This is a genomic window from Jannaschia sp. Os4 (genome assembly GCF_016820245.1).
Taxonomy (GTDB): domain Bacteria; phylum Pseudomonadota; class Alphaproteobacteria; order Rhodobacterales; family Rhodobacteraceae; genus Jannaschia.
This window is the reverse complement of sequence record NZ_JAFCAR010000001.1, coordinates 406,986-431,444: the sequence shown is the minus strand read 5'-3', so window position 1 is coordinate 431,444 and position 24,459 is coordinate 406,986. Positions and strand designations below refer to the sequence as shown.

Annotated in this window: 22 protein-coding genes; 11 read left to right on the top strand and 11 right to left on the bottom strand. The window is 72.3% G+C overall.

The window, feature by feature from the left end; translation table 11 throughout:
• The 10 genes from JQC91_RS02240 to JQC91_RS02195 all read right to left on the bottom strand — a co-directional run bounded on the left by JQC91_RS02240 (nt 1) and on the right by JQC91_RS02195 (nt 9,984).
• Nucleotides 1-2,976, bottom strand: a complete 2,976-nt coding sequence (locus JQC91_RS02240) for a 2-oxoglutarate dehydrogenase E1 component (protein WP_203285139.1) — start codon at nt 2,974-2,976, stop codon at nt 1-3.
• A 43-nt stretch (nt 2,977-3,019) separates the two neighbouring features.
• Nucleotides 3,020-3,706, bottom strand: a complete 687-nt coding sequence (locus tag JQC91_RS02235; RefSeq protein ID WP_203285138.1) for a hypothetical protein — start codon at nt 3,704-3,706, stop codon at nt 3,020-3,022.
• The gene (locus JQC91_RS02230) at nt 3,703-4,293 is read right to left on the bottom strand and encodes a hypothetical protein (protein WP_203285137.1); all 591 of its coding nucleotides are present in this window, start codon (nt 4,291-4,293) and stop codon (nt 3,703-3,705) included. Before JQC91_RS02230 ends, JQC91_RS02235 begins: the two co-directional genes overlap by 4 nt.
• 42 nt (nt 4,294-4,335) lie before the next feature.
• Nucleotides 4,336-5,220, bottom strand: a complete 885-nt coding sequence (sucD, locus tag JQC91_RS02225) for a succinate--CoA ligase subunit alpha (RefSeq protein ID WP_203285136.1) — start codon at nt 5,218-5,220, stop codon at nt 4,336-4,338.
• A gap of 43 nt (nt 5,221-5,263) precedes the next feature.
• Nucleotides 5,264-5,851, bottom strand: coding sequence for a hypothetical protein (locus JQC91_RS02220; protein WP_203285135.1), 588 nt, complete (start codon nt 5,849-5,851; stop codon nt 5,264-5,266).
• Nucleotides 5,848-6,348, bottom strand: coding sequence for a succinyl-CoA synthetase subunit beta (locus JQC91_RS02215; RefSeq protein ID WP_238941245.1), 501 nt, complete (start codon nt 6,346-6,348; stop codon nt 5,848-5,850). The genes JQC91_RS02220 and JQC91_RS02215 overlap by 4 nt, the downstream gene beginning before the upstream one ends.
• Before the next feature lie 71 nt (nt 6,349-6,419).
• On the bottom strand, nt 6,420-7,613 hold the full coding sequence (gene sucC, locus JQC91_RS02210; RefSeq protein ID WP_203285134.1) for an ADP-forming succinate--CoA ligase subunit beta: 1,194 nt from the start codon (nt 7,611-7,613) through the stop codon (nt 6,420-6,422).
• 175 nt (nt 7,614-7,788) lie between these two features.
• Nucleotides 7,789-8,328 carry a hypothetical protein gene (locus tag JQC91_RS02205; protein WP_203285133.1) on the bottom strand — a complete coding sequence of 180 codons (540 nt, stop codon included), beginning with the start codon at nt 8,326-8,328 and terminating at the stop codon, nt 7,789-7,791.
• Nucleotides 8,329-8,404: 76 nt separating this feature from the next.
• Nucleotides 8,405-9,367 carry a malate dehydrogenase gene (mdh, locus tag JQC91_RS02200; protein ID WP_203285132.1) on the bottom strand — a complete coding sequence of 321 codons (963 nt, stop codon included), beginning with the start codon at nt 9,365-9,367 and terminating at the stop codon, nt 8,405-8,407.
• Between the two features lie 290 nt (nt 9,368-9,657).
• Nucleotides 9,658-9,984 carry a hypothetical protein gene (locus JQC91_RS02195; RefSeq protein ID WP_203285131.1) on the bottom strand — a complete coding sequence of 109 codons (327 nt, stop codon included), beginning with the start codon at nt 9,982-9,984 and terminating at the stop codon, nt 9,658-9,660.
• A 273-nt stretch (nt 9,985-10,257) separates the two neighbouring features.
• Here JQC91_RS02195 and JQC91_RS02190 point away from each other — a divergent pair, with 273 nt between their 5' ends.
• The 4 genes from JQC91_RS02190 to JQC91_RS02175 are packed head-to-tail and all read left to right on the top strand — an operon-like array spanning nt 10,258 to nt 12,873.
• A complete protein-coding gene (locus JQC91_RS02190) occupies nt 10,258-11,091 on the top strand; it encodes a CoA ester lyase (RefSeq protein WP_203285130.1) in 834 nt (277 codons plus the stop codon).
• Nucleotides 11,092-11,652 carry an NnrU family protein gene (locus JQC91_RS02185; RefSeq protein WP_203285129.1) on the top strand — a complete coding sequence of 187 codons (561 nt, stop codon included), beginning with the start codon at nt 11,092-11,094 and terminating at the stop codon, nt 11,650-11,652.
• Nucleotides 11,653-11,656: 4 nt separating this feature from the next.
• Nucleotides 11,657-11,857 (top strand): DUF1737 domain-containing protein, encoded by a 201-nt coding sequence (locus tag JQC91_RS02180; protein ID WP_203285128.1) that lies wholly within the window; start codon nt 11,657-11,659, stop codon nt 11,855-11,857.
• Nucleotides 11,854-12,873 carry a MaoC family dehydratase gene (locus JQC91_RS02175; protein ID WP_203285127.1) on the top strand — a complete coding sequence of 340 codons (1,020 nt, stop codon included), beginning with the start codon at nt 11,854-11,856 and terminating at the stop codon, nt 12,871-12,873. Before JQC91_RS02180 ends, JQC91_RS02175 begins: the two co-directional genes overlap by 4 nt.
• A gap of 238 nt (nt 12,874-13,111) precedes the next feature.
• Here JQC91_RS02175 and dnaE read toward each other — a convergent pair whose 3' ends face one another.
• On the bottom strand, nt 13,112-16,624 hold the full coding sequence (gene dnaE, locus JQC91_RS02170) for a DNA polymerase III subunit alpha (RefSeq protein WP_203285126.1): 3,513 nt from the start codon (nt 16,622-16,624) through the stop codon (nt 13,112-13,114).
• 191 nt (nt 16,625-16,815) lie between these two features.
• Between dnaE and xdhA the strand changes: the two genes are divergently transcribed.
• Genes xdhA through JQC91_RS02135 form a run of 7 tightly spaced genes read left to right on the top strand, consistent with a single transcriptional unit; the run spans nt 16,816 to nt 24,438 of the window.
• Entirely contained in the window at nt 16,816-18,213 is a 1,398-nt protein-coding gene (gene xdhA, locus JQC91_RS02165; RefSeq protein WP_203285125.1) for a xanthine dehydrogenase small subunit, read from the top strand.
• The gene (gene xdhB, locus JQC91_RS02160) at nt 18,210-20,516 is read left to right on the top strand and encodes a xanthine dehydrogenase molybdopterin binding subunit (RefSeq protein WP_203285124.1); all 2,307 of its coding nucleotides are present in this window, start codon (nt 18,210-18,212) and stop codon (nt 20,514-20,516) included. Before xdhA ends, xdhB begins: the two co-directional genes overlap by 4 nt.
• Nucleotides 20,513-21,235, top strand: a complete 723-nt coding sequence (gene xdhC, locus JQC91_RS02155) for a xanthine dehydrogenase accessory protein XdhC (RefSeq protein ID WP_203285123.1) — start codon at nt 20,513-20,515, stop codon at nt 21,233-21,235. Before xdhB ends, xdhC begins: the two co-directional genes overlap by 4 nt.
• Nucleotides 21,232-22,740, top strand: coding sequence for an ABC transporter ATP-binding protein (locus JQC91_RS02150; protein ID WP_203285122.1), 1,509 nt, complete (start codon nt 21,232-21,234; stop codon nt 22,738-22,740). Before xdhC ends, JQC91_RS02150 begins: the two co-directional genes overlap by 4 nt.
• Complete coding sequence (locus JQC91_RS02145) at nt 22,737-23,870, top strand: ABC transporter permease (protein ID WP_203285121.1); 1,134 nt, start codon at nt 22,737-22,739, stop codon at nt 23,868-23,870. The genes JQC91_RS02150 and JQC91_RS02145 overlap by 4 nt, the downstream gene beginning before the upstream one ends.
• Nucleotides 23,867-24,148, top strand: coding sequence for a hypothetical protein (locus JQC91_RS02140; RefSeq protein WP_203285120.1), 282 nt, complete (start codon nt 23,867-23,869; stop codon nt 24,146-24,148). The genes JQC91_RS02145 and JQC91_RS02140 overlap by 4 nt, the downstream gene beginning before the upstream one ends.
• Entirely contained in the window at nt 24,145-24,438 is a 294-nt protein-coding gene (locus tag JQC91_RS02135; RefSeq protein WP_203285119.1) for a hypothetical protein, read from the top strand. The genes JQC91_RS02140 and JQC91_RS02135 overlap by 4 nt, the downstream gene beginning before the upstream one ends.
• Nucleotides 24,439-24,459: the final 21 nt, after the last annotated feature.

The following is a 24,459-nucleotide window of genomic DNA, read 5'->3' as shown; positions in this document are numbered from 1 at the left end:
TCAGTCCTTCTCGCTCAACGCCTCGGCGACGAGCGCCTGTTGCTGGGCCTTGTGTTGGGAGGCCAAGCCCGTCGCGGGCGAGGCCGAGGCGGCGCGCCCCACGTAGCGCGGCCGGGTGTGGGAGGCGCCGATCCGCGTCAGCACCCATTCGAGGTTCGGCTCCACGAAGGTCCAGCCGCCTTGGTTCTTGGGCTCCTCCTGGCACCAGACCACCTCGGCCTGGGGGAAGCGCCCGAGCTCGTCGACCATCGACTTGGCCGGGAACGGATAGAACTGCTCCAGCCGCAGGAGGTAGACGTCGTCGCGCCCGTCCGCGTCCCGCTGCTCCAGGAGGTCGTAGTAGACCTTGCCCGAGCAGATCACGACGCGCCGGATCTTGGCGTCGGGCTTGAGCTTCAGGTCGCTGTTGCCCTGCTGCGCGTCGTCCCACAGCACCCGGTGGAAGGTGGACCCGCGCTCGAACTCCTCGCGCTTGGACACGGCCAGCTTGTGGCGCAGCAGCGACTTGGGCGTCATCAGCACCAGCGGCTTGCGGAAGTCGCGGTGCAGCTGCCGCCGCAGGATGTGGAAGTAGTTGGCCGGCGTCGTGCAGTTGGCCACGATCCAGTTGTCCTGCCCGCACATCTGCAGGAACCGCTCCAGCCGCGCCGACGAGTGCTCCGGCCCTTGGCCCTCGTAGCCGTGCGGCAGCAGGCAGACGAGGCCGGACATCCGCAGCCACTTGGATTCGCCCGACGAGATGAACTGGTCGAACATGATCTGCGCGCCGTTGGCGAAGTCGCCGAACTGCGCCTCCCACATCGTCAGCGCGTTGGGCTCGGCCAAGGAGTAGCCGTACTCGAAGCCCAGCACCGCGTATTCCGACAGCGCCGAGTCGATCACCTCGTAATGGGCCTGCCCGTCGCGGACGTGGTTGAGCGGGTAGTAGCGCTCCTCCGTCTCCTGGTTCACGAGGCCGGAATGGCGCTGCGAGAACGTCCCGCGCGTCGAGTCCTGCCCCGCGAGGCGCACCTTGTAGCCCTCCGTCAGCAGCGAGCCGAAGGCCAGCGCCTCGGCGGTGGCCCAGTCGAACCCCTCGCCCGTCTCGAACATCTTGGCCTTGGCCTCGAGCAGGCGCCCGATCGTCTTGTGCACGGGCATCCCGTCGGGGGCCGAGGTCAGGGCGCGCCCCACCTCGTCGACCGTCTCCGGCGCGATGCCGGTCTCGCCGCGCACGTAGTCGTCTTGGTCGCGGCGGTCCAAGTGCGACCACCGCCCGTCCAGCCAGTCGGCCTTGTTGGGCTTGTAGTCGCGGCCCGCCTCGAACTCGGCGGCGAGCTTCTCCTGGAAGCCCGCCTTCATGTCCTCGATCTCGCCCTCGGGGATCAGCCCGTCCTTGACCAGCCGCTGGGTGTAGAGCGTCAGCGTGGTGGGGTGCCCCTTGATGCGCTTGTACATCACGGGGTTGGTGAACATGGGCTCGTCGCCCTCGTTGTGGCCGAACCGCCGGTAGCAGAAGATGTCGAGCACGACGTCCTTGCCGAACTTCTGGCGGAACTCGGTCGCCACGCGCGCGGCGTGGACCACCGCCTCGGGGTCGTCGCCGTTCACGTGGAAGATCGGCGCCTCGACCACCAGCGCGTTGTCCGTGGGGTAGGGGCTGGAGCGCGAGAAATGCGGCGCCGTCGTGAAGCCGATCTGGTTGTTGACCACGATGTGGATCGTCCCGCCCGTCCGGTGGCCGCGCACGCCCGACAGCGCGAAGCACTCCGCCACGACGCCCTGACCCGCGAAGGCCGCGTCCCCATGCAGCAGCACGCCCGTCACCTTGGTGCGCGCGGTGTCGTTCTTCTGGTCCTGCTTGGCCCGCACCTTGCCCAGCACCACCGGGTTCACCGCCTCGAGATGCGAGGGGTTCGCCGTCAGCGACAGGTGCACGGTGTTGCCGTCGAACTCGCGGTCCGACGACGCGCCGAGGTGGTACTTCACGTCGCCCGAGCCATCCACGTCCTCGGGCTTGAACGACCCGCCTTGGAACTCGTTGAAGATCGCGCGGTAGGGCTTGCCCATCACGTTGGCGAGGACCGACAGGCGCCCCCGGTGGGGCATCCCGATCACGATCTCCTCCAGCCCGAGCTGCCCGCCCCGCTTGATGATCTGCTCCATCGCGGGGATCAGCGCCTCGCCCCCGTCGAGGCCGAACCGCTTGGTGCCCATGTACTTGACGTGGAGGTACTTCTCGAACCCCTCCGCCTCGACCAGCTTGTTGAGGATCGCGCGCCGCCCGTTCTCGGTGAAGTCGATCTCCTTGCCCAAGCCCTCGATCCGCTCCTTGAGCCACGCGGACTGCTCGGGGTCGGAGATGTGCATGTACTGCAGTGCGAACGTCCCGCAGTAGGTCCGCCGCAGGATCGCGACGATCTGGCTGAGCGTCGCGACCTCCAGCCCCAGCACGTTGTCGATGAAGATCGGGCGCTCCATGTCCGCGTCCGAGAACCCGTAGCTCCTCGGGTCGAGCTCCGGGTGCGGCACCTCGGCCCGCATCCCCAGCGGGTCGAGGTCGGCGGCCAGGTGCCCCCGGATGCGGTACGCGCGGATCAGCATCAGCGCCCGGATGCTGTCGAGCACCGCGCGCTTCACCTGATCGTCCGTGACCTCGGCGCCCGTGGCGGCGGCCTTCGCCCGGATCTTCTCACCCGCCGCCTTGGCCTCCTTGGCCTGGGTCGCGGGCGCGGCGGGCCACTCCCCCGTCAGCGCGGCGGTCAGGTCGTCGCCCGGCACCGGGGGCCAGTCGCCCCGCGCCCACGACGGGCCCTCGGCCTCGGCCCGCGCGTCGGCGGCGTCGTCGCCCATCGCCCGGAAGAACTCGGCCCACGTCGCGTCCACCGCCGAGGGGTCGGCGGCGTAGCGGGCGTACATCTGCTCCAGCCAGTCCGCGTTGTGCCCCTGCAGGAAGGACGTGTTGCGGAAGGCGTCGTTGGGGGATTGCTCGGTCATGGCTGGACCTTCACGGATTGGGGGAACGGGGCGGGACGAGGGGTCATGGGGCGGTCTTGATCGTGACCATCTGGAGGTAGACGGGGAAGGCGAGCGCGCGGGCCGCCTGCGCCTCGGGCGGCAGCCGCGTCGCGTCGATCAGCGTCGCGGTCTGGCTGCGCCCGTCCGTCCCCGCCGAGGACGGGCGGGTGGCGACGTGCGCCGGGTGGTCCTGCCCCACGAGGCCGAGATCGACCGCGGCCGACCCCATCAGGTCCTCCCACGTCCCGCCCGCGGCGGGGGACATGTAGGTGCAGGCGGTCAGCGCGTCCCGGTCGCCATAGGGCTGCTCGGTCACGTAGAGGACCGCGCCCTGCGGGTGACGGAAGCCGGCGTGGCCGGGGGCGGCGAAGGCGCGCGCGGTCTGCTCGGCCATCGCCGCGACCCGCGCCGCCAGCTCCGCCTCGTCGGCGACGCCGGCGCCGGGCCGCAGGACGAGGTAGTCCCGCGCCACGAGGTCCGCCGCGTCGCGGAACGCCGCCGCGGGGCCGGACGCCGACGTCCATCCCCCCGCGGCGAGCGCCGCGGCCCGCGCGCCGGGCGTCAGCGCGTCGTCGTCGCACAGCGCCGCCGCGCCCTCCAGCGCGGTGCCGTCGGCGGACGCCGCCGCCGCCCACGTGGCGAGCGCCGCCGCCGCGGCCCCGGCGGCGGCGCGGCGGCGGCGCCTCGCCCGGATGGACGCGGGCGTCATCGCGCCTCGTCCTCGGTCAGGATCGTCCGCGTCTCGATCAGCGTGGCCACCGCCACGGGGCGCTCCGTCAGCAGCGAGAGGGTGTCGGGGTCGAGGGGCTGCACGATCACCTCCGCGTCCCCGATCCGGGACGCCTCCACGGGACCGAAGCCCTCGGGATACGCCCGCGCGGCCAGCCCATCCAGCGCGATGCGGCACACCTGCTCCACGCGACCGGGCAGGGTGGTCGTCCGCGAGATGGTCAGCGCCGCGCCCTCGCGGATCGCGACGCGCGCCCGGCTGGTCTCGGTGTCCACCTTGCGCGCCAGCCCCGCCACGGCGCGGCGCTGCAGGTCGTGCAGCTCGGCCAAGCTCGCGCCTCCGGTGTCGGCGGCCACGTAGGTCGCCACGAGGCCCCAGCCCAGCCGCTCGGCCGCGTCGGCGGGCACGGGCATCCCCGGCGTCAGCACCGTCCAGCCGCCGTCGGCCAGCGCCGCCACCGCCGCGTCGAACGACCCGCCCAAGAGGCAGGGCGGCGGCGCGGTCTGCGCGTGGGCGGACGTGGCGGCGAGGGCCACCGCGAAGAAGGCCGCGATCCGTCGTTCCATCTTGCCGTCCTCCATTCGCCCGCGACCGCCGGACCCGCCCGGTCAGCCCGCGATCGCCTCCTTGACCGCCTCGCCCAGCGTCGCGGGGCTGTCCGCCACCACGATGCCGGCCGCGCGCATCGCCTCGATCTTCGATTCCGCGTCGCCCTTGCCGCCCGCCACGATGGCGCCCGCATGGCCCATGCGGCGGCCCGGAGGCGCCGTGCGGCCCGCGATGAAGCCCGCGACCGGCTTCCACCGTCCCGCCTTCCGCTCGTCGGCGAGGAACTGCGCCGCCTCCTCCTCCGCCGTGCCGCCGATCTCGCCGATCATGACGATCGACTGCGTCTCGTCGTCGGCGAGGAACATCTCCAGCACGTCGATGTGCTCGGTCCCCTTGATCGGGTCGCCCCCGATGCCGACCGCCGTCGACTGGCCCAGCCCCATGTCGGTGGTCTGCTTGACCGCCTCGTAGGTCAGCGTGCCCGAGCGCGACACCACGCCCACGGACCCGCGCTTGTGGATGTGGCCCGGCATGATCCCGATCTTGCAGGCGTCCGGCGTGATCACGCCGGGGCAGTTCGGCCCGACCAGCCGCGTCTTGGACCCGTCCAAGGCGCGCTTCACCTTCATCATATCCAGCACCGGGATGCCTTCCGTGATGCACACCACCAGCGGGATCTCCGCGTCGATCGCCTCGAGGATCGAGTCGGCGGCGAAGGGGGGCGGCACGTAGATCACCGAGGCGTCCGCGCCGGTCCGCTCGACCGCCTCGTGGCAGCTGTCGAACACCGGCAGGTCGAGATGGGTCTGCCCGCCCTTGCCGGGGGTCACGCCGCCCACCATCCGGGTGCCGTAGGCGATGGCCTGCTCCGAGTGGAACGTGCCTTGGCTTCCGGTGAAGCCTTGGCAGATCACCTTGGTGTCAGTGTCGATGAGGATGGCCATTCGGGTCTCCGGGTCGTTTGTGCGTATGGGCGCGGGGCGGCGGTCAGCGCCCGCGCGAATGGATGACGAGGACGACGGGGTGGACCACCTGCGCCGTCTCGCCCGTGTCGGGGTTGGTGAAGCCGGTCGTGGCGAGGGGCACCGTCACCGACAGGTCGTCGAAGAAGAGGCCCACGCCGTCGGCGGCGTTGGTGCCCGCGCCCACGGGCGTCGCGGTCAGCCGGTCGCCCTCGACCAGCCGCGCCTGCAGCATCTCGCCCGCGACGCGGTTGGCCCCGGTCAGGCCCACCGCGGGCGAGCCGACCGAGCAGCCGTTGCCCTGATAGGTCACGTCCCGCCCGTCGGCGGCCGTCACCGACTGCCGGGGCGAGGGGCCTATCCGCAGGAAGGTCAGCGTCGCCGGGTTGACGTAGAGCACCGCGCCCGCCTCCGCCGGCTCGCGCAGAGGGAAGGACAGGGCCCGCGCCGCCCGTTCCTGCGCGGCGCGGGTCCGGTTGTTCAGGCACACCGCCTCGGCGGCGAAGCGCATCCGCTGGAACGCCGCCGCCTCCGTCGCCGCGTCCGCGCCGATCGGGTTGGTCGGCACGCACCCGGCGGCCAGCAGGGCGAGGGGCAGGAGGAACCGGATCATCGCAACACCTCTTCGCTCGCCTCGGGCGTCAGCCGCTCGACCGACAGGAACGTCTCGACCCCGTCCGGCCCGGGCCGCGTGCCTGTGTGGACGACGGCCACCCGCGACGGGTTCAGCGCCCGCGCGCCCAGCAGCGTCGTGCCCGGCAGCGCCGGGTGGGACGCGGGCACCGGCGCGTCCGCGCGGATGCCCTCCGCCTCCAGCGCCGCCGCGGCCGTCTCCGCCGCCGCCGCGCCGCGGTCCCCGTCGAACGCGACCTCGCAGCGCCGGTCCGTGCCCGGCGTGACGTCCGCGCCCGGCGAGGGCGCCACGTCCGAGAAGGGGGCGAGGTCGTAGAAGTCCACGCGCGCGCCCGTCGCGGCGATCTCCGCCTCCGCCCGCGCGGCGGTCAGGTAGGGCGAGAAGCAATGGTCCGCGAACGCGCCCAGCATGGCGTCGCGCGCCGGGTCCGCCCCGGCCGGCATCGCCGCCGCCACCACCGCGGCGCCGACCGCCATCCGGCGGCCGCGACGGGGCGCGGACCGGTCCCCCGGACCGCCCGCCCCGCGACGGCGCCGCGGCCCGTCGCTCACCCCTTCACCGCCTTCACGATCTTCTCCGCCCCGTCCGACAGGCTGTCGGCGGCGATCACGTTGAGCCCGGAGCCGTTGATGATCTCCTTGCCCTTCTCGACGTTCGTGCCCTCCAGCCGGACCACCAGCGGCACGGCCAGCCCGACCTCCTTCACGGCGGCGACCACGCCCTCCGCGATCACGTCGCAGCGCATGATGCCCCCGAAGATGTTCACGAGGATGCCCTTCACGTTCGGGTCCGACGTGATGATCTTGAAGGCCTCCGTGACCTTCTCCTTCGTCGCGCCGCCGCCCACGTCGAGGAAGTTCGCGGGCTCCGCGCCGTAGAGCTTGATGATGTCCATCGTCGCCATGGCGAGGCCCGCGCCGTTCACCATGCACCCGATCTCGCCGTCCAGCGCGATGTAGTTGAGGTCGTACTTGGAGGCCGCCAGCTCCTTGGGGTCCTCCTCCGTCTCGTCGCGCAGCGCCTCGATGTCCTTGTGGCGGTAGAGCGCGTTGCCGTCGAAAGAGACCTTCGCGTCCAGCACCTTCAGGTCGCCCGCGTCCGTCACGATCAGCGGGTTGATCTCCAGCATCTCCATGTCCTTGGACGTGAACGCCTCGTAGAGCAGCCCCATCAGCCGCACGCACTGCTTGACCTGCTGGCCCTCCAGCCCCAGCGCGAAGGCGATGCGCCGCCCGTGCCAGCCTTGGTAGCCCGTGGCCGGGTCCACGTCGAAGGAGAGGATCTTCTCGGGCGTCGAGGCCGCGACCTCCTCGATGTCCATGCCGCCCTCGGTGGAGCAGACGAAGCCCACCCGGCTCGTCTCCCGGTTCACCAGCAGGGCCAAGTACAGCTCCCGCGCGATGCCCGACCCGTCCTCGATGTAGACGCGGTTGACCTGCTTGCCCGCCGGGCCGGTCTGGTGCGTCACCAGCGTGTTGCCCAGCATCCGCTTGGCCTCGTCGGCGGCCTCCTCGACGGACTTGGCCAGCCGCACGCCGCCCTTCTCGCCCGCCTCGGCCTCCTTGAAGTGGCCCTTGCCGCGCCCGCCCGCGTGGATCTGCGCCTTCACCACCCAGAGCGGGCCGTCGAGCTGGCCGGCGGCGGTCTTCGCGTCGGCCGCCTTCGTCACCGCCACGCCGTCCGAGACGGGGGCCCCGAAGTCGCGCAGCAGCGCCTTCGCCTGATACTCGTGGATGTTCATGGGAGGGCCTCGTGGGTGGTCGATGCGTCCCCCGACCCCTACCCATCCCGATTCCCGGGGCCAACGGCATTCGTGCCCTTGCGGCGGAGAGGCGCGGATGCCCGGGCGAACGTGATCACACCTCCGACGGGTGTGATCACATTCGGCCGCGCGAGGCCCCGAACTGATTCGCCGCCTAGCGGTCGGGCGGGAAATGCCGCGCGAGATAGGCGTCGTCGTAGCGCGCGAGGCCCTCGGTGCAGGCATCCGGGGCGCGCTGCTCCGCCAGCGTCGCGACGGGCCGGTCCCGCTCGCCCGTGGACAGGTCCTGCCGATCGACGCCCACCGCCTCGACGATCACGGCCCCCGTCAGCAGGTTTGCCGAGCAGGTCAGCGCGGCCGCGTGGATCCGGTCGAGCAGGCTCCAGTCCCAGCCGATCACGCGCAGGGCCCCGTCCCGCAGGTCGATCACGACCGAGACGGTGGCATGGGTGCGCCCGCAGGCGAAGCAGCCCCAGCTGACGCGGAGGTTGCCGTTCCCCATCCGCTCCAGCGAGGGGGAATCCGACAGGTTGATCGGGGTGGCGAAGGCCGCGAGCAGCCCGTCGCCCCGCACCGTCACCACGTCGTGCGCGTCGTCCAGCGCGTAGACCGCCGCCGTCTCCGGGCGCCCGTCGCCGTCGAGGTCGACCTCGACGGACGCGCGCGGCCGGGGCAGGGCGTCGCGGTCGATCACCGGCTGCGCCCATGCCCCGGACGTCGCGCAGAGGACCGCCGCGGCGACCGCGGCGACCCTGATCGGCCCGTTGCGGTCAGCCGAGATTGCCGTCGATCCCGCGGCAGGCCTCGACGAGGCCCTTCACCGCGTCGACCGACTTGTCGAACATCGCCTGCTCGTCGCGGTCCAGCTCGATGTCGATGACCCGCTCGATCCCGTTCGCGCCGATCACCGTGGGCACGCCCACGTACATCCCCTTCAGCCCGTAGGCCCCGTCGACCCACGCTGCCGCCGGCAGGACGCGGCGCTGGTCGTTCAGGTAGGCCTGCGCCATCTCGATGGCCGAGGACGCGGGCGCGTAGAAGGCCGAGCCGGTCTTGAGCAGGCCGACGATCTCGGCGCCGCCGTCGCGCGTCCGCTGCACGATCGCGTCCAGCGACTCCTGCGAGGTCCAGCCCATCTTCACGAGGTCCGGCAGCGGGATGCCCCCCACCGTCGAGTAGCGCACCAGCGGCACCATCGTGTCGCCGTGCCCGCCGAGCACGAAGGCGGTGACGTCGCGCATCGACACGTCGAACTCGAGGCTGAGGAAGTGCCGGAAGCGCGCCGAGTCCAGCACGCCCGCCATGCCCACGACCTTGCTCGTCGGGAGGCCCGAATACTGCTGCAGCGCCCAGACCATCGCGTCGAGCGGGTTGGTGATGCAGATCACGAAGGCGTCGGGCGCGTTGTCGCGGATGCCCTCGCCCACGGCCTTCATCACCTTGAGGTTGATGCCCAACAGGTCGTCGCGCGACATGCCGGGCTTGCGCGGCACGCCGGCGGTCACGATGCACACGTCCGCCCCCGCGATGTCGGCGTAGTCCGACGAGCCCTTGAGCGACGCGTCGAAGCCCTCGACCGGCCCGGACTCCGCGATGTCGAGCGCCTTGCCCTGCGGCACGCCGTCCTGGATGTCGAAGAGGACGACGTCCCCCATCTCCTTCATCGCGGCGAGATGGGCGAGCGTGCCGCCGATCTGTCCCGCGCCGATCAGCGCGATCTTGGGTCGGGCCATGGGGGCCTCCTGTCCGGTCCGTTGGTCGGGGCCGGGCGTAGCGAAGGGGGGTGGGGCGCGCAAGCGGGCGCCCCCGTGCGGCATCCCTCGCCGCGCCTCCGCCGCCGGGCCGACGGGCCCCGCGGCGCCCGGGGCGGGCGCCGCCGATCCCCATGCGGGCAGGGCGGCGAGCCAGATCAGCAGGAGGATGCGGGCGAGGGGCATGGGGGCTCCGGGCGATGCATGGCGGACCATGCCTTGGGCGGAACGTTCGGGGAACGGGAATCTCCCGCGCATTCGGGTCGAATGCGTCAGGCCTCCGAGTCCGCGAGATGCGCGAGGTCGTCCATCCGCTCCTCCCAGTGCCGCCCCGACGCGATCAGGCAGGTGCGCCCGTCCGGCATCGTCAGGGCCACGGTCCACGTCCCGGTCTCGTCCGAGGCGAAGATCTCCATGATCCCGGCCCGCGCCAGCCCGAGGGCGCGGCGCGTCTCCCCGAATCGCTCCGCGAGCCGCGCCACGACCGCCGCGCGCGGCCCGCAGGCGTCCGGGGCCGCCGGGGCGGGCAGGGCGGTCAGCGTGGCCACGGCGGCGACGAGGGCCGCGAAGGTGGCGTTCAGGACGCGGATGCGTGTCATGGCGATCTCCTCCGCCCACGCCGCCCGAGACGGCCCGCGGGCGTCTCGGTGATGGGACCGCCCGGTCCGGGGCGGCGACGGGAGCAGAGGACGCCAGAGCGGTTAACGGACCGTTGACGCTTGCGGCGGAACTGCGGCCTCCGGTCATGCCGCGCCGCAGAAATGGTTGAGGAAGGGTTGATTTGCCGCGCTGCGGCGCGCGCGGGGGTCCGTTTGTGTCGCCGGAGGCGGTTCCGCCTTGCCGATCCTGTCGCGCTCGCCTAGCCCGTCCCCATGGTCGACCGTCCCCTCCGCTCCGTCCTCTACGTCCCCGCCGACAAGCCGCGCGCTTTGGAGAAGGTCCGCACCCTCCCCGTCGACGCGGTCATCCTCGACCTCGAGGACGCCGTCGCGCCCGACGCGAAGAGCACGGCCCGCGACGCGATTTCGTCCGCGCTGTCAGGGAATTGGGGCGACCGCCTCGTCCTCCTCCGCGTCAACGCCGCCGACACGCCGTGGCATGCCGACGACATGGCCGCCGCGCGGGCCGCCGGCTGCGGCACGCCCGACCGCCCCGTCCTCCTGCCCAAGGTGGACGCCGCCGAGGACGTCCCCGGCGACGGCGCGTTCTGGGCGATGATCGAGACCCCCGCGGGCGTCGACGACGTCGCCGCCATCGCCGCCTCCTGCGGCGGATTGGTGATGGGGACCAACGACTTGGCGAAGGAGCTCGGCACCGGCGACGACCCGTCCCGCCTGCCGCTGCTGCACGCCCTGCAGGCCTCCGTGCTCGGCGCGCGGATGGCGGGCGTCCCCATCGTAGACGGCGTCTACAACGCCTTCCGCGACGAGGACGGCCTCCGCGCCGAGGCGGTGCAGGGCCGGGCATGGGGGTTCGACGGCAAGTCCCTGATCCACCCGGCGCAGGTCGCCGTCGCCAACGCGGTCTTCGGCCCGTCGGAGGCCGAGGTCGATCTCGCCACGCGCCAGATCGAGGCGTTCGAGGCGGCGCAGGCCGAGGGGAAGGGCGTCGCCGTGCTCGCAGGGCGCATCGTCGAGAACCTGCACGTTGACACCGCCCGCGCGATCTTGGCCAAGTCGGCCGCGATCGCCGCGCGGGAGGGATGAATGGGCTGGACGCTACTGATCGGCGGGGTCGTCCTGTGGACCGCCGCGCATCTCTTCAAGCGGCTGGCCCCCGAGGCCCGCGCCAAGCTGGGCGAGCCGGGCAAAGGGCTCACCGCGCTGCTGCTCGTGGCCTCGGTCGTCATGATGGTGTTCGGCTACCGCTGGGCCGAGGGCGCGGTGTTCTGGGGCCGCGAGGGCTGGAACACCGGCCTCAACAACCTGCTGATGCTGCTGGCCTTCTACTCCTACGCCGCCTCGGGCGCGAAGGGGGCGAAGGTCTGGTGGGGCACCAAGACCCGCCACCCGCAACTGATCGGGTTCAGCCTCTGGGCCGTCGCGCACCTGCTGGTGAACGGGGACACGCCGTCCTTCGTGCTGTTCGGCGGGCTGCTGGCATGGGCGCTGGCCGAGATGGCGATCATCAACCGGCAGGAGGGCCCCTTCGTCCCGCCGCCCCGCGCGCCGGTGAAGAAGGAGGTCGTCGCCGTGGTCGCGACGCTCGTGGTCTATGTCGTGGTCGCGGGGATCCACGCATGGGCCGGTTACAACCCCTTCGGATGACGCCATGATCTACCGACTGCTCACGGGCGAGGACACGTCCGCCTTCTGTCATAAGGTCTCCGAGGCGCTGTCGAAGGGCTGGGCGCTCCACGGCTCGCCCGCCTATGCGTGGGACCACGCGGCGGGCGTCATGCGCTGCGCCCAGGCCGTGACCAAGGAGGTCGACGCCCCCTACGCGCCGGACATGAAGCTGGGCCAGCAGTGAGCCGCTTCTTCGAGGACTACCGCGTCGGCGAGGCGCTGGTCCACGCGACGCCCCGGACGCTCACCGAAGGGGAGCGGGCGCTCTACCACGCCTTCTACCCGGCGCGGATGGCACTGACCTCGTCGGACGCCTTCGCCCGCGATTGCGGCTGGGAGGACGGGGCGCCGCTGGACGAGATGATCGTGTTCCACACGGTGTTCGGGCGCTCCGTGCCGGACGTGTCGCTCAACGCGGTGGCGAACCTCGGCTATGCGGAATGCCGGTTCCTGCGGCCCGTCTGGCCGGGCGAGACGCTGCGGGCGGTGTCCGAGGTCATCGGCCTGAAGGAGAACTCGAACGGGCGCACGGGCATCGTCTGGGTCCGGACGACGGGCCTGAACCAGATGGACGAGCCGGTGCTGTCCTTCGTGCGCTGGGTGATGGTCCGCAAGCGGGACGCCGACGCCCCCGCGCCCGAGACGGTGGTGCCCGAACTGGCCGACGCGGTGTCGGCGCAGGACCTCGTGATCCCCGAAGGGCTGGACCTGCGCGGCTACGACCCCCGGCTGGCGGGGTCGTTCAAGCGGGCGCGGGACCATGCGGCGGGCGAGGTGATCGAGCATCCCGACGGCGTCACCGTCGAGGAGGCCGAGCACATGATGGCCACCCGCCTATGGCAGAACACGGCCAAGGTGCATTTCGACGCGACGGTGCGGGAGGACGGGCGGCGGCTGGTCTACGGCGGGCACGTCATCAGCCTCGCCCGCACGCTCAGCTTCGACGGGCTGGAGAACGCCTGCCTCGTGGCGGGGATCAACGCGGGCAGCCACGCGAACCCCTGCTTCGCGGGCACGACGGTGCGGGCGTGGTCCGAGGTACTAGAGATGACGGAGCTGCGCGAGGACGTGGCCGCGGTGCGGCTGCGGCTCGTGGCGACGGACGGATCGACGGCGGCGGGGGAGTTGCGCGGCGAGGACGGGCGGTACTTGCCGGGGGTGCTGCTCGATCTGGATTACTGGGCACTGATGCCGGCGTAGGGTGGGCGACAGCCCACGTGGCGTGCGGCGTGGGCTGTCGCCCACCCTACGAGCGGCGCGCCCGCGCGGAACGCGAGCGCCAACGAGCCGCGCATCGCCGGGCCGTCCCCACGGCACGGCGATCCGTCTCCGTTCGCGCGCTGTTCGATCGTCGTGCGGGGGTGATGGATAAAGTGCCTTGCAATGAGGTCGCATCGCCGCGCCACGGCCCTGCGACGCGCTCCCGTCACGGGATTCGCTAGACCTCCTGCACCTCCGCCACGCCCTTGAGGCTCCGCAACGCGCCCTTGACCGCAGGGCCCACGGGGTAGGGGTCGGGCAGCTCGAGCTCCACCTCGCCGGGCAGGTCGTCGTCCATCAGGCACAGGCGCAGCGGGCCGCGCACGCGGGCGGGCTCGGCGCGGAGCCGATCGAGGAGGCCCGACAGCGCGGGCAGCGTCTCCCGGTCCGACAGGAACACGCGCAGGCCCGCGGGCGCCGCCCGGTCGATCACATCGTCCATGGGCGTCACCCCGCGGGCGAGCAGCTTGAGCTGCCCCGCCTCGGAGGTCGCCTCGATCTGGAGCACGACCTTGGCGCCCGGCTCCAGGGCGTCGCGGTGCTTCTCGAGCACGTCGGCGAAGACCATGCACTCCCACGCGCCGGTGGGGTCGAGGCACTTCACGAAGGCGAAGCGGTTGCCGCGCGCCGACTTGCGCTCCTGCCGGTACTCGACGACGCCCGCCATCTTCACCACCGCGCCGCCCTTGGACTCCATCGCCTGCTGCACGTCCGCGAGCGTCTGGATCCCGGAACGCTTCAGCGCGGGCATGTCGTCGTCGAGCGGGTGGCCCGAGAGGTAGAAGCCGATGGCCGCGAACTCCTCGGCCAGCCGCTCGGCGGGCAGCCAGTCGTCGCGCTCGGGCAGGCGCGGCTCGGGCAGGTCCTCGCCCGCCTCGCCGAACAGGCTCACCTGCGACGACCCCCGCTGCTCGTGGATGGCCGCCGAGTAGCCGACCAAGGGGTCGATGGACGCCAGCACCCGCGCGCGGTTGCGGTCGAGCTCGTCGAAGGCGCCCGCCTTGGCCAGCACCTCGAGGGGCCGCTTGCCGATGCGCTTGAGGTCAACCCGACGGGCGAAGTCGAACAGGGTGGCGAACGGCTTGTCGCCGCGCCCCTCCTCCACCAGCTTCATCGCCTCCGCGCCCACGTTCTTGAGCGCGCCGAGCCCGTAGACCAGCTTGCCCGCGTCCACCGTGAAGCACGCCTCCGAACGGTTCACGCAGGGCGGCACGATCTCGATCCCGAGGCCCCCGCGCTCGGCGGGCTTGCGCACCTCCTCGGCGTAGACGGCCAGCTTGTCGGTCAGGTGGATGTCGGAGTTCATGATCCCGGCCATGAACTCGACGGGATGGTTCGCCTTGAGCCACGCGGTCTGGTAGCTGACCACCCCGTAGGCGGCGGCGTGGGACTTGTTGAAGCCGTAGTTCGCGAACTTGTCGAGGAGGTTCCACACCTCCATCGCCTTCTGCTTGTCGACCCCGTTCTTGGCCGCGCCCTCCAGGAAGAGGGGCCGCTGCGCGTCCATCTCCGCTTGGATCTTCTTGCCCATCGCGCGGCGCAGCATGTCGGCGCCGCCCAAGGTGTACCCGGCCATCTTCCGGGCGATCTCCATCACCTGCTCCTGATAGACGATGATGCCTTGGGTCTCGTCGAGGATGTCGTCGATCAGCGGGTGGAGCGTGTCGCGCTTGGACAGCCCGTTCTTCACCTCGCAATACTTCGGGATGTTCTCCATCGGACCGGGCCGGTAGAGCGCGACCAGCGCCACGATGTCCTCGATGCAGGTGGGTTTCATGCGCCGCAGCGCGTCCATCATGCCCGTCGATTCCACTTGGAACACCGCGACGGTGTTGGCGCTGGAGTAGAGCGCGTAGGACGCCTCGTCGTCCAAGGGGATCGCGTTGATGTCGTTCACCGTCTCGGGCGTCGGCTCGTAGAGGGTGCGCCCGTCGGCCGCGACGTGCAGGTCGCGGCCCTGCGCGCGGATCATGTCGACCGCGTTCTGCACCTGCGTCAGCGTCTTGAGGCCGAGGAAGTCGAACTTCACCAGCCCCGCCTTCTCGACCCACTTCATGTTGAACTGGGTCGCGGGCATGTCCGACCGCGGGTCCTTGTAGAGCGGCACGAGCTTGTCCAAGGGCCGGTCCCCAATCACCACGCCGGCCGCGTGGGTCGAGGCGTTCCGCAGGAGCCCTTCCAGCTTCTCGGCGTAGTCCATCAGCCGCTTCACGGGGTTGGTCCGCCCCTCGCGTCGGTCCTGCTCGGACTCGGCGCAGGCCTCGCGCAGGCGCGGCTCGTCTGCCAGCGCCTTGGTGATCGAGACGGGCTTCACCCCCTCCACGGGGATCATCTTGGAGAGCTGGTCGCACTGGAAGTACGGCATCTGCAGCACGCGGCCCACGTCGCGCACGGCGGCCTTGGACAGCAGCGCGCCGAAGGTGATGATCTGCCCCACCCGGTCGGCGCCGTACTTCTCCTGCACGTAGCGGATCACCTCCTCGCGGCGGTCCATGCAGAAGTCGATGTCGAAGTCCGGCATCGAGATCCGCTCGGGGTTCAGGAACCGCTCGAACAGGAGGCCGTAGCGGAGCGGGTCGAGGTCCGTGATCGTCAGCGCATAGGCCACGAGGCTGCCCGCGCCCGACCCGCGCCCCGGGCCGACGGGAATGTCGTGGTCCTTGGCCCACTTGATGAAGTCGGCCACGATCAGGAAGTAGCCGGGGAAGCCCATCCGCTCGATCACGCCCAACTCGTAGTCGAGGCGCTCCTCGTACTCCGCCACGGGCGCGGCGTGGGGAATGACCTTGAGGCGAGCGGCCAGCCCCTCGTGCGATTGGCGGCGCAGCTCGGCCACCTCGTCGTCGGCGAACCTCGGGAGGATCGGGTCGCGCGGATAGGCGGCGAAGGCGCAGCGGCGCGCGACCTCCAGCGTGTTGGCCGTGGCCTCCGGCAGGTCCGCGAAGAGCGCGGCCATCTCGGCGGGCGACTTGAGGTACTGCTCCGGCGACACGCGGCGCCGCTCCGCCTGCTGGTCGACGTATGACCCCTCGGCCACGCAGAGGAAGGCGTCGTGCGCCTCGTGCATCCCCTTCTCGGCGAACATCACGTCGTTGGTGGCGACGAGCGGCAGGTCGCGGGCATAGGCCTGCTCGACGTGGAAGCGCTCGGTCGGCTCGGGCGCGCCGCGGCGCTGCAGCTCGACGTAGAGGCGGTCGCCGAAGAACTCCTGCAACTGGTCGAAGATGCGGAGCGCCTTGGCCTCCTGTCCCGCCGCGACCAGCCGCCCGAGCACCCCGTCGGGGCCGCCGGTCAGGCAGATCAGCCCCTCGGCGTGGCGCCCCAGCTCGTCCAGCGTCACCTGCGGCTCCATCTCGGGGCGCGCCATGTAGAGGCAGGTGTTGAGCGCCATCAGGTTCTCGTAGCCCCGCTCGTCCTGCGCCAAGAGGACGACGGCGGCGGGGGAGCGCGGCTTCTCGCCCGGCTGGGCGGGGTCGTGCATGACGCTGACCTGGCAGCCCATGATCGGCTGGACGCCCGCCTTGGCGAGGCCCTGCGCGGCCTCGAGGGCGGAGAACATGTTGTTCGTCTCGGTGACCGCCACGGCGGGCATGCGCTGCTTGGCCACGAGGCCCGGCAGCGCCTTGAGGCGCACCGCGCCCTCCAGCAGCGAGTACTCGGTGTGCAGGCGGAGGTGGACGAACTGGGCCATGCCTCTCAGATAGTCCGCCCGCACCGCATGTTGAATGTCGATGTCGGGTTATCCCCAAGATGTGGCCCCGCGACGCCGCGCCCCTTGCAAACCCCGGCCCCGCTTGGCTTTACTCTGCCGCGACCGCCGCCCCCTCTACGCCGCATCGAGGGGGGCCTCCGGCGCCATCCGGTATCGCGGCCCGGACTCCCATGCAGATCACGTTCCGCCTCAACGGCGAGACCGTCACCGAGACCGTGGACGACCCCACGACGACCGCGCTCGACTGGCTGCGCGCGCGGGGCCTGACCGGGACCAAGGAGGGCTGCAACGAGGGCGATTGCGGGGCCTGCTCGGTGATCGTTACCGACGACTGCTCCGCCCGGGCGCTCAACGCCTGCATCCTCTTCCTACCCCAACTCCACGGCAAGGCGGTGCGCACGGTCGAGGGGATCGCCGCGCCCGACGGCACGCTCCACCCCGTGCAGCGCGCCATGATCGACCGCCACGGCAGCCAGTGCGGCTTCTGCACGCCGGGCTTCGTCACCACGATGGCCGCCGCCCACCTCAACGGCGCGACCGACCATGCCGACCAGGTCGCGGGCAACCTGTGCCGCTGCACCGGCTACGCCCCGATCCTCGCGGCCTGCGCGGACGTGGCGGACGCCCCCGTCCCCGACCACATGCGCGACGCCCCCCTCTCGGAGACGCCCCCCTTTCTTGGCCGAAATATCCCGGGGGAGGCGGCGCAGCCGACGGGGGCGGAGCCCCCCGCGATGCCCGGCAGCGAGGACGACCTCGCCGCATGGGCGCAGGCCAACCCGGACGGCACGATCGTCGCGGGCGCCACCGAGGTCGGCCTCTGGGTGACCAAGCAGTTCCGCGACCTCGGACCCCTCTGCTTCGCCGCCGGGGCGGAGGACATGCGCGGGGTGGCCGTCACCGACGACGCCATCCGGATCGGCGCGCTGACGGACATGGAGACGCTGCGCCACGCGATGGCCCCCCACCACCCGGCCTTCGCCGAACTCCTGCGCCGCTTCGCCTCCGTCCAGATCCGCAACGCCGCGACCATCGGCGGCAACGTGGCCGAGGGGTCGCCCATCGGGGACTCGATGCCGGCCCTGATCGCGCTGGGCGCGACGGTGCACCTGCGCCTCGGCGATCGGCGGCGTGAGATGCCGCTGGAGGACCTCTACCTCGACTACCGCGTGCAGGCGCGCGAGCCGGGCGAGATCGTGACGCGGATCGACATCCCTCGTCAGCGCGACACGCTCCGCTGCCACAAGCTCTCCAAGCGGTTCGATCAGGACATCAGCGCGGTCTGCCTCGCCGCCACCCTCCCCGTGGCGGACGGCGTGCTGGCGTCCCCCCGCGTCGCCTTCGGCGGCATGGCGGCGATCCCGAAGCGCGCCGCGGCGGTGGAGGCCGCGCTCGACGGTCGGCCCCTCGACCGGACCACGCTCGAAGCCGCCGTCGCCAAGCTGGCTGACGACTTCACGCCGCTCTCCGACATGCGCGCCTCCGCCGACTACCGGCTCGACGCCGCGAGGGGGATGCTGCTGCGCCTCGCCTCGGACGAGCCTTCGGTGCTGGAGGTCGCGCCATGACCGTGGCCAAGCCGCTCCCCCACGAGTCCGCCGAACTGCACGTGACAGGGCAGGCGCGCTACGCCGACGACGTGCCCGCGCCCGCGGGCACCCTGCACCTCGCCTTCGGGCTGGCGGAGGTCGCGGCGGGCACCCTCGACGCGCTCGACGTCGAGGCGGTGCGTGCGGCCCCCGGCGTCGTCGCGGTGCTCACCGCCGCCGACCTCGACTCCATGCCCGACTGCTCGCCGTCCAACCACGACGAGCCGCTGCTCTGCACGGGGACGATCCACTACGCCGGCCAGCCGCTCTACCTCGTGGTCGCCGACAGCCACCTTGCCGCCCGCCGCGCCGCCCGCCTGCACCGCGCGGAGGTGACGGAGACGGCGCCGATCCTTACCGTCGAGGACGCCCTCGCCGCCGAGGCGTGGTTCGACGGCGGCCCCCGCATCTGGTCGGACGGCGACGTGGAGGCCGCTCTGCGGGACGCGCCGCACGTCACCACGGGCGAGATCGAGATCGGCGGGCAGGAGCATTTCTACCTCGAAGGACAGGCCGCGCTGGCCCTGCCGGGGGAGGACGACATGCACGTCGTCACCTCGACGCAGCACCCGACCGAGATCCAGCACAAGGTCGCCGACGCGCTGGGCGTGCCGATGCATGCCGTCCGCGCCGAGGTGCGCCGGATGGGCGGCGGCTTCGGCGGCAAGGAGAGCCAAGGCAACGCGCTGGCCATCGCCTGCGCCGTGGCGGCGCGGCGGACGGGCCGCCCCTGCCGCATGCGCTACGACCGCGACGACGACATGGTGGTGACCGGCAAGCGCCACGCCTTCCGCGTGGCCTACGAGGCGGGCCATGACGGCGAGGGCCGCCTGACGGGCGTGCGGTTCCGGCACTGGGCGCTCTGCGGCTGGAGCCAGGACCTGTCGCTCCCCGTGGCCGACCGCGCCATGCTACACGCGGACAACGCCTACGACGTCCCCGCGATGGAGATCGCCTCGTGGCGCCTGCGGACGAACGTGCAGTCCGCCACCGCCTTCCGCGGCTTCGGCGGGCCGCAAGGGATGCTGGGGATCGAGCGGGTCATGGACCATGTCGCCCACGCCGTAGGGCGCGATCCGTTGGAGGTAAGACGCCTCAACTACTACGCCGAAGCGCCGGCGGAGGAGGCCGGGGGGCCAGCCCCCCGGACCCCCCGGAGTATTTCGGGAACATCGACGACCCATTACGGGCAGCCCGTGGACGACTTCTGCCTCGGCGCGATGACCGACCGGCTGGCGGACCGGTGCGACTACGCCGCCCGCCGCGCCGCCGTGGCCGCGTGGAACGCCGCCCACGACGTGCTGAGGAAGGGCATCGCCCTGACCCCGGTGAAGTTCGGCATCTCCTTCACCCTCACCCACCTCAACCAAGCGGGGGCGCTGGTCCACGTCTATGCCGACGGCTCGATCCACCTGAACCACGGCGGGACGGAGATGGGGCAGGGGCTCCACTCCAAGGTGGCGCAGGTGGCGGCCTCCCGGTTCGGCTGCGACCCGGGGCGCGTGCGGATCACCGCGACCGACACGTTCAAGGTGCCCAACACCTCGGCCACCGCCGCCTCGTCGGGCGCGGACCTCAACGGCATGGCGGTGGCGCGGGCCTGCGACACGATCCGCGACCGCATGGCCGAGGTGCTGGCCGCCGACCACCAGGCCGACGCGGCCTCGGTCGAGTGGGCGGGCGACCGGGTGCGGGTCGGCGGCGCGGAGTACGGGTTCGAGGAGGTCGCCGCCAAGGCCTACGCCGCGCGCGTCTCGCTCTCCTCGACAGGGTTCTACGCCACGCCCGAGATCAGCTGGGACCGCGAGGCCGGGCGGGGGCGCCCGTTCTACTACTTCGCCTACGGGGCATCCTGCTCCGAGGTCGTCGTCGACACGCTGACCGGCGAGAACCGCGTGTTGCGGACCGACATCCTCCACGACGCGGGCAGTTCGCTGAACCCCGCGCTGGACGTGGGCCAAATCGAGGGTGGCTTCGTGCAGGGCATGGGCTGGCTGACCATGGAGGAGCTGGTCTGGGACGACGCCGGGCGCCTGCGGACCCACGCGCCCAGCACCTACAAGATCCCCTGCGCCTCCGACGTGCCGGACCTGCGCGTCCACCTCTGGGACGCGCCCAATCGGGCCGGGACGATCTACCGGTCGAAGGCCGTGGGCGAGCCGCCCTTCATGCACGGGATCAGCGCCTTCATGGCCCTGTCCGACGCGCTGCGTGGCGACCGCTATCCCATGCTCGACGCCCCTGCCACGCCGGAGCGCCTGCTGCGCGCCGCGCGGCGATGATCACCGTCACCGTCGCCTCCACGCGCGGGTCCGTCCCCCGCGAGGGTGGCGCGTCGATGACCGTGACGGAGGAGGGCCAGACCGGCACCATCGGGGGCGGGCGCCTCGAATGGGAGGCGGCGGCGCATGCCCGCGCGATGATGGCCCGCGGGGAGACGCGCGACCGGCGCACCTACCCCCTCGGCCCGGCGCTGGGGCAGTGCTGCGGGGGCGCGGTTACGCTGGCCTTCGAGGCGGGCCGCCCCGAGCCCACGCGCGCCGGGCCGCCGCTCTGGGTCTGGGGCGCGGGCCATGTGGGCCGGGCGGTGGTCGCGACGATGTCCCCCCTCGCGGATCGCCCGATCACGTGGATCGACTTCGACCCCGACCGCTTCCCCGACCCGGCGCCCGACGGCGTGGACACGCTCGCGGCCGCCGAACCGGCCCGACTGATGCCCCGCGCCCCGTCCGACGCGGACCACCTGATCCTCACACACTCCCACGACCTCGACCTCGCGCTCTGCCACGCAGCTCTCTCCCACGGCTTCCGCTCCTGCGGCCTGATCGGCTCGGCGACGAAGTGGGCGCGCTTCGAGAAGCGGCTGAGGGCGCTCGGCCACGCCGACCTGGGCCGCATCGCCTGCCCGATAGGCGACCCGACCTTGGGGAAGCACCCGCAGGCGATTGCCGTGGGCGTCGCGGCCGCGCTACTGAGGCCCGGCACGAAGGGGGACTCGTGACGGACATCCTGACGATCGACGGGCTGACGAAGCGCTATCCCGGCGTGACGGCCAACGATTCCGTCTCGCTCCGCATCCGCCGCGGCGCGATCCACGCGCTGCTCGGCGAGAACGGCGCGGGAAAGTCCACGCTGGTCAAGGCGATCTTCGGCCTCGTGAAGCCGGATGCCGGGACCATGACCTTCGACGGCGCCCCCCACGCCCCCGCCGACCCGCAGGCCGCGCGCCGCGCGGGCGTGGCGATGGTGTTCCAGCACTTCTCCCTGTTCGACGCGCTCTCGGTGGCAGAGAACGTCAGCCTCGGGATGGAGGACCCGCCCGCGCTGCGCGACCTCGCCGGCCGCATCCGGCAGGTGTCGGAAGCCTACGGCCTGCCGCTCGATCCGGCCCGCCGCGTCGGCGACCTTTCGGCGGGCGAGCGCCAGCGCGTCGAGATCGTGCGCTGCCTGCTCCAGGAGCCCAAGCTCCTCATCATGGACGAGCCGACGAGCGTGCTGACCCCGCAGGAGGTGGACCGGCTCTTCTCGACGCTCCGCAAGCTCTCGGCGGAAGGGACGTCGATCCTCTACATCTCCCACAAGCTCGAGGAGATCCGGCAGCTCTGCGAGGCGGCCACGATCCTGCGGGGCGGCAAGGTCGTGGCCGAGGCCGATCCGCGCGCGACCTCCGCCGCGCGTCTCGCCGAGACGATGGTGGGGCAGGCGCTCCGGCCGCCCAAGGCCGCCGCCCACGCCACCGGCGACGTCCTCCTGCGCGTCGAGGGCCTGTCGCTGCCCCCGGCGTCCAAGTTCGGCACGCCGCTGCGCGACGTCGCGCTGGAGCTTCGCGCGGGCGAGGTGCTGGGGATCGGCGGCGTCGCGGGCAACGGGCAGGACGAACTGCTGGGCGCGCTGTCGGGCGAGCGGCGGAGCGCGCCGGGCACGATCACCCTCGAGGGCGCGGACGTCTCCCGCCTCGGCCCGACCGAGCGCCGCCGCGCGGGCCTGCTCGCCGCGCCCGAGGAGCGGCTGGGCCACGCCGCCGCCCCCGCCATGTCGCTCACGGAGAACGCCGCGTTGACGGGGACCGTGCGCGAGGACCTCGCCGCGCGGGGCTTCGTCCGCTGGGGCGCCGCCCGTGCCTTCGCCGAGCGCGTCATCTCCGCCTTCGACGTCCGCACCCCCGGCCCGGGGGCGGCGGCCCGCTCCCTTTCCGGCGGCAACCTGCAGAAGTTCGTCATCGGGCGCGAGGTGCTGCAGCGCCCCCGCGTCCTCGTGGTGGACCAGCCCACGTGGGGCGTCGACGCCGCCGCCGCCGCGGCGATCCGGCAAGCCCTGCTCGACCTCGCCGCCGGGGGGGCGGGGGTGATCGTCGTCTCCCAGGACCTCGACGAGGTCATGGAGATCGCCGACCGCTTCGCCGCGCTGAACGAGGGCCGCCTGTCGGCGCCGGTGCCGGCCGCCGACCTCACGCTGGAGCGGATCGGCCTGATGCTCGGCGGGGCGCACGGGATGCAGGCTGCATGATCCGCCTCGAACGCCGCCCCCAGCCGTCGCGCGCGTGGTCCTATGCCGCGCCCGTGGTGGCCGTCGCGCTGACCATGGTGGCGGGGGGGCTGATGTTCGCGGCCCTCGGGATCGATCCCTTGGCGGCGCTGAAGGCGATCTTCTGGGATCCCCTGCTCGGCGAGTTCGCCTTCTACTACCGCGGCCAGATCCTCGTGAAGGCCGGGCCGCTGATCTTGATCGCCGTGGGCCTCGCCTTGGGGTTCCGGGCGGGCGTGTGGAACATCGGGGCCGAGGGCCAGTACATCATGGGCGCCATCCTCGGCGCGGCGGCGGGGCTCGCCTTCTACCCCTCCGGCTCGTGGCTGATCTTCCCCCTCATGGTCGTCGCGGGCGCCTTGGGCGGCCTGCTCTGGGCGATGATCCCCGCGCTGTTGAAGGTCCGCTTCGGCACCAACGAGATCCTCGTCTCGCTGATGCTGGTCTACGTGGCGGAGAACGTCCTCGCCTCGGCCTCCGTCTCGTGGCTGCGCAACCCGGAGGCGGTGGGCTTCCCCGGCTCGCGCAACCTCGGGCGATGGGAGGCGAGCGCGAACCCCGAACTGATCGCGGGGACCGGCGCGCATTGGGGCGTGCTGACCGCGCTGCTGGCCGTGGTCGCCGCCCACGTCCTGCTCCACCGCCACCTGCTCGGGTTCCACCTGCGGCTCGCGGGGGAGGCGCCCCGCGCGGCGCGCTTCGCGGGCGTGAACCCCGGACGCCTCGTGGCGGTGTGCTTCTGCATCTCGGGCGCGCTGGCGGGCTTGGCCGGGCTGTTCGAGGTCACGGGGCCGGCGGGGCAGGTCAACATCGACTTCGCGTCGGGCTACGGGTTCACCGCCATCATCGTGGCCTTCCTCGGGCGGCTGTCGCCCATCGGCATCCTGCTCGCAGGGCTGCTGATGGGGCTGACCTACGTGGGCGGGGACGCGGCGGCGACGAACCTCGGCCTGCCCATCGCGGCCATCTCGGCGTTCCAAGGGATGCTCCTGTTCTTCCTGCTCGCGGTGGACGTGCTGGCGAACTTCCGGGTGACGCGGACATCTCCACCTGCGGCGAAGGCGGCGCTGCCAAAGACGGTTGGAGACCATTCCTTCGGAGGCGCCGAATGACCCACGCCCGCATGGCCCTGCCGATAGGCGCCCTGATGGGGGGCGCGATGCCCCTCATGTGGCACGCGATGGGGGCGGGCGCCGGCCTCGGCTTCGCCCTCGCCCACGTGGCGGTCGTGGCGGCCGCGCTGTCCCTCGCCCTCGTCTGGCCCGCCGCGCGGGCCTTCGCCACGCGCCACCGTCCGTCCCCGGCGTTACTAGGACAAATGGCGCTTGGCGGGGCGGCGGGCTTCGCCCTCGCCTGTGCCCATTGCGTCCTCGCGGGGCACCTCGCGTGACGGGCTCGCGCGATCCCTCCCTCCTCGTGGCGGCCGCCATCGGCCTGCCGCTCCTCGTGCTCGCGGCGGGGCTGGGCGGCTTCGTGGGCACCGCCGCGCTCTACTTCGAGTCCGCCCGCATCCTCTACGTTCCGCACTGGGGCATTCTGCCCTTCGTCCTCCTGCCGCTCGGCCTCCTCGTCGCCGCGTGGCGGTCGGGATGCCCCCTCTGGCTGCGCGCCGCCCTCCTCGGCTGGACGGGCGGGGCCGTCGCCGCGGCCATCGCCTCCGGAGGGACCGTCAGTGTCTGACCACGCGCGCCCAGAGGCCAA

Excerpts from the sequence above, each read along its gene's own strand:
- JQC91_RS02185 (WP_203285129.1), top strand. The coding sequence starts at position 11,092 with ATGGGCTGGACGCTACTGATCGGCGGGGTCGTCCTGTGGACCGCCGCG.
- JQC91_RS02230 (WP_203285137.1), bottom strand. The coding sequence starts at position 4,293 with ATGGAACGACGGATCGCGGCCTTCTTCGCGGTGGCCCTCGCCGCCACG.
- sucD (WP_203285136.1), bottom strand. The coding sequence starts at position 5,220 with ATGGCCATCCTCATCGACACTGACACCAAGGTGATCTGCCAAGGCTTC.
- JQC91_RS02235 (WP_203285138.1), bottom strand. The coding sequence starts at position 3,706 with ATGACGCCCGCGTCCATCCGGGCGAGGCGCCGCCGCCGCGCCGCCGCC.
- xdhB (WP_203285124.1), top strand. The coding sequence starts at position 18,210 with ATGACCGTGGCCAAGCCGCTCCCCCACGAGTCCGCCGAACTGCACGTG.
- JQC91_RS02220 (WP_203285135.1), bottom strand. The coding sequence starts at position 5,851 with ATGATCCGGTTCCTCCTGCCCCTCGCCCTGCTGGCCGCCGGGTGCGTG.
- sucC (WP_203285134.1), bottom strand. The coding sequence starts at position 7,613 with ATGAACATCCACGAGTATCAGGCGAAGGCGCTGCTGCGCGACTTCGGG.
- JQC91_RS02240 (WP_203285139.1), bottom strand. The coding sequence starts at position 2,976 with ATGACCGAGCAATCCCCCAACGACGCCTTCCGCAACACGTCCTTCCTG.
- xdhC (WP_203285123.1), top strand. The coding sequence starts at position 20,513 with ATGATCACCGTCACCGTCGCCTCCACGCGCGGGTCCGTCCCCCGCGAG.
- dnaE (WP_203285126.1), bottom strand. The coding sequence starts at position 16,624 with ATGGCCCAGTTCGTCCACCTCCGCCTGCACACCGAGTACTCGCTGCTG.
- xdhA (WP_203285125.1), top strand. The coding sequence starts at position 16,816 with ATGCAGATCACGTTCCGCCTCAACGGCGAGACCGTCACCGAGACCGTG.
- JQC91_RS02140 (WP_203285120.1), top strand. The coding sequence starts at position 23,867 with ATGACCCACGCCCGCATGGCCCTGCCGATAGGCGCCCTGATGGGGGGC.
- JQC91_RS02195 (WP_203285131.1), bottom strand. The coding sequence starts at position 9,984 with ATGACACGCATCCGCGTCCTGAACGCCACCTTCGCGGCCCTCGTCGCC.
- JQC91_RS02180 (WP_203285128.1), top strand. The coding sequence starts at position 11,657 with ATGATCTACCGACTGCTCACGGGCGAGGACACGTCCGCCTTCTGTCAT.
- JQC91_RS02145 (WP_203285121.1), top strand. The coding sequence starts at position 22,737 with ATGATCCGCCTCGAACGCCGCCCCCAGCCGTCGCGCGCGTGGTCCTAT.
- JQC91_RS02215 (WP_238941245.1), bottom strand. The coding sequence starts at position 6,348 with ATGGCGGTCGGCGCCGCGGTGGTGGCGGCGGCGATGCCGGCCGGGGCG.
- JQC91_RS02190 (WP_203285130.1), top strand. The coding sequence starts at position 10,258 with ATGGTCGACCGTCCCCTCCGCTCCGTCCTCTACGTCCCCGCCGACAAG.
- mdh (WP_203285132.1), bottom strand. The coding sequence starts at position 9,367 with ATGGCCCGACCCAAGATCGCGCTGATCGGCGCGGGACAGATCGGCGGC.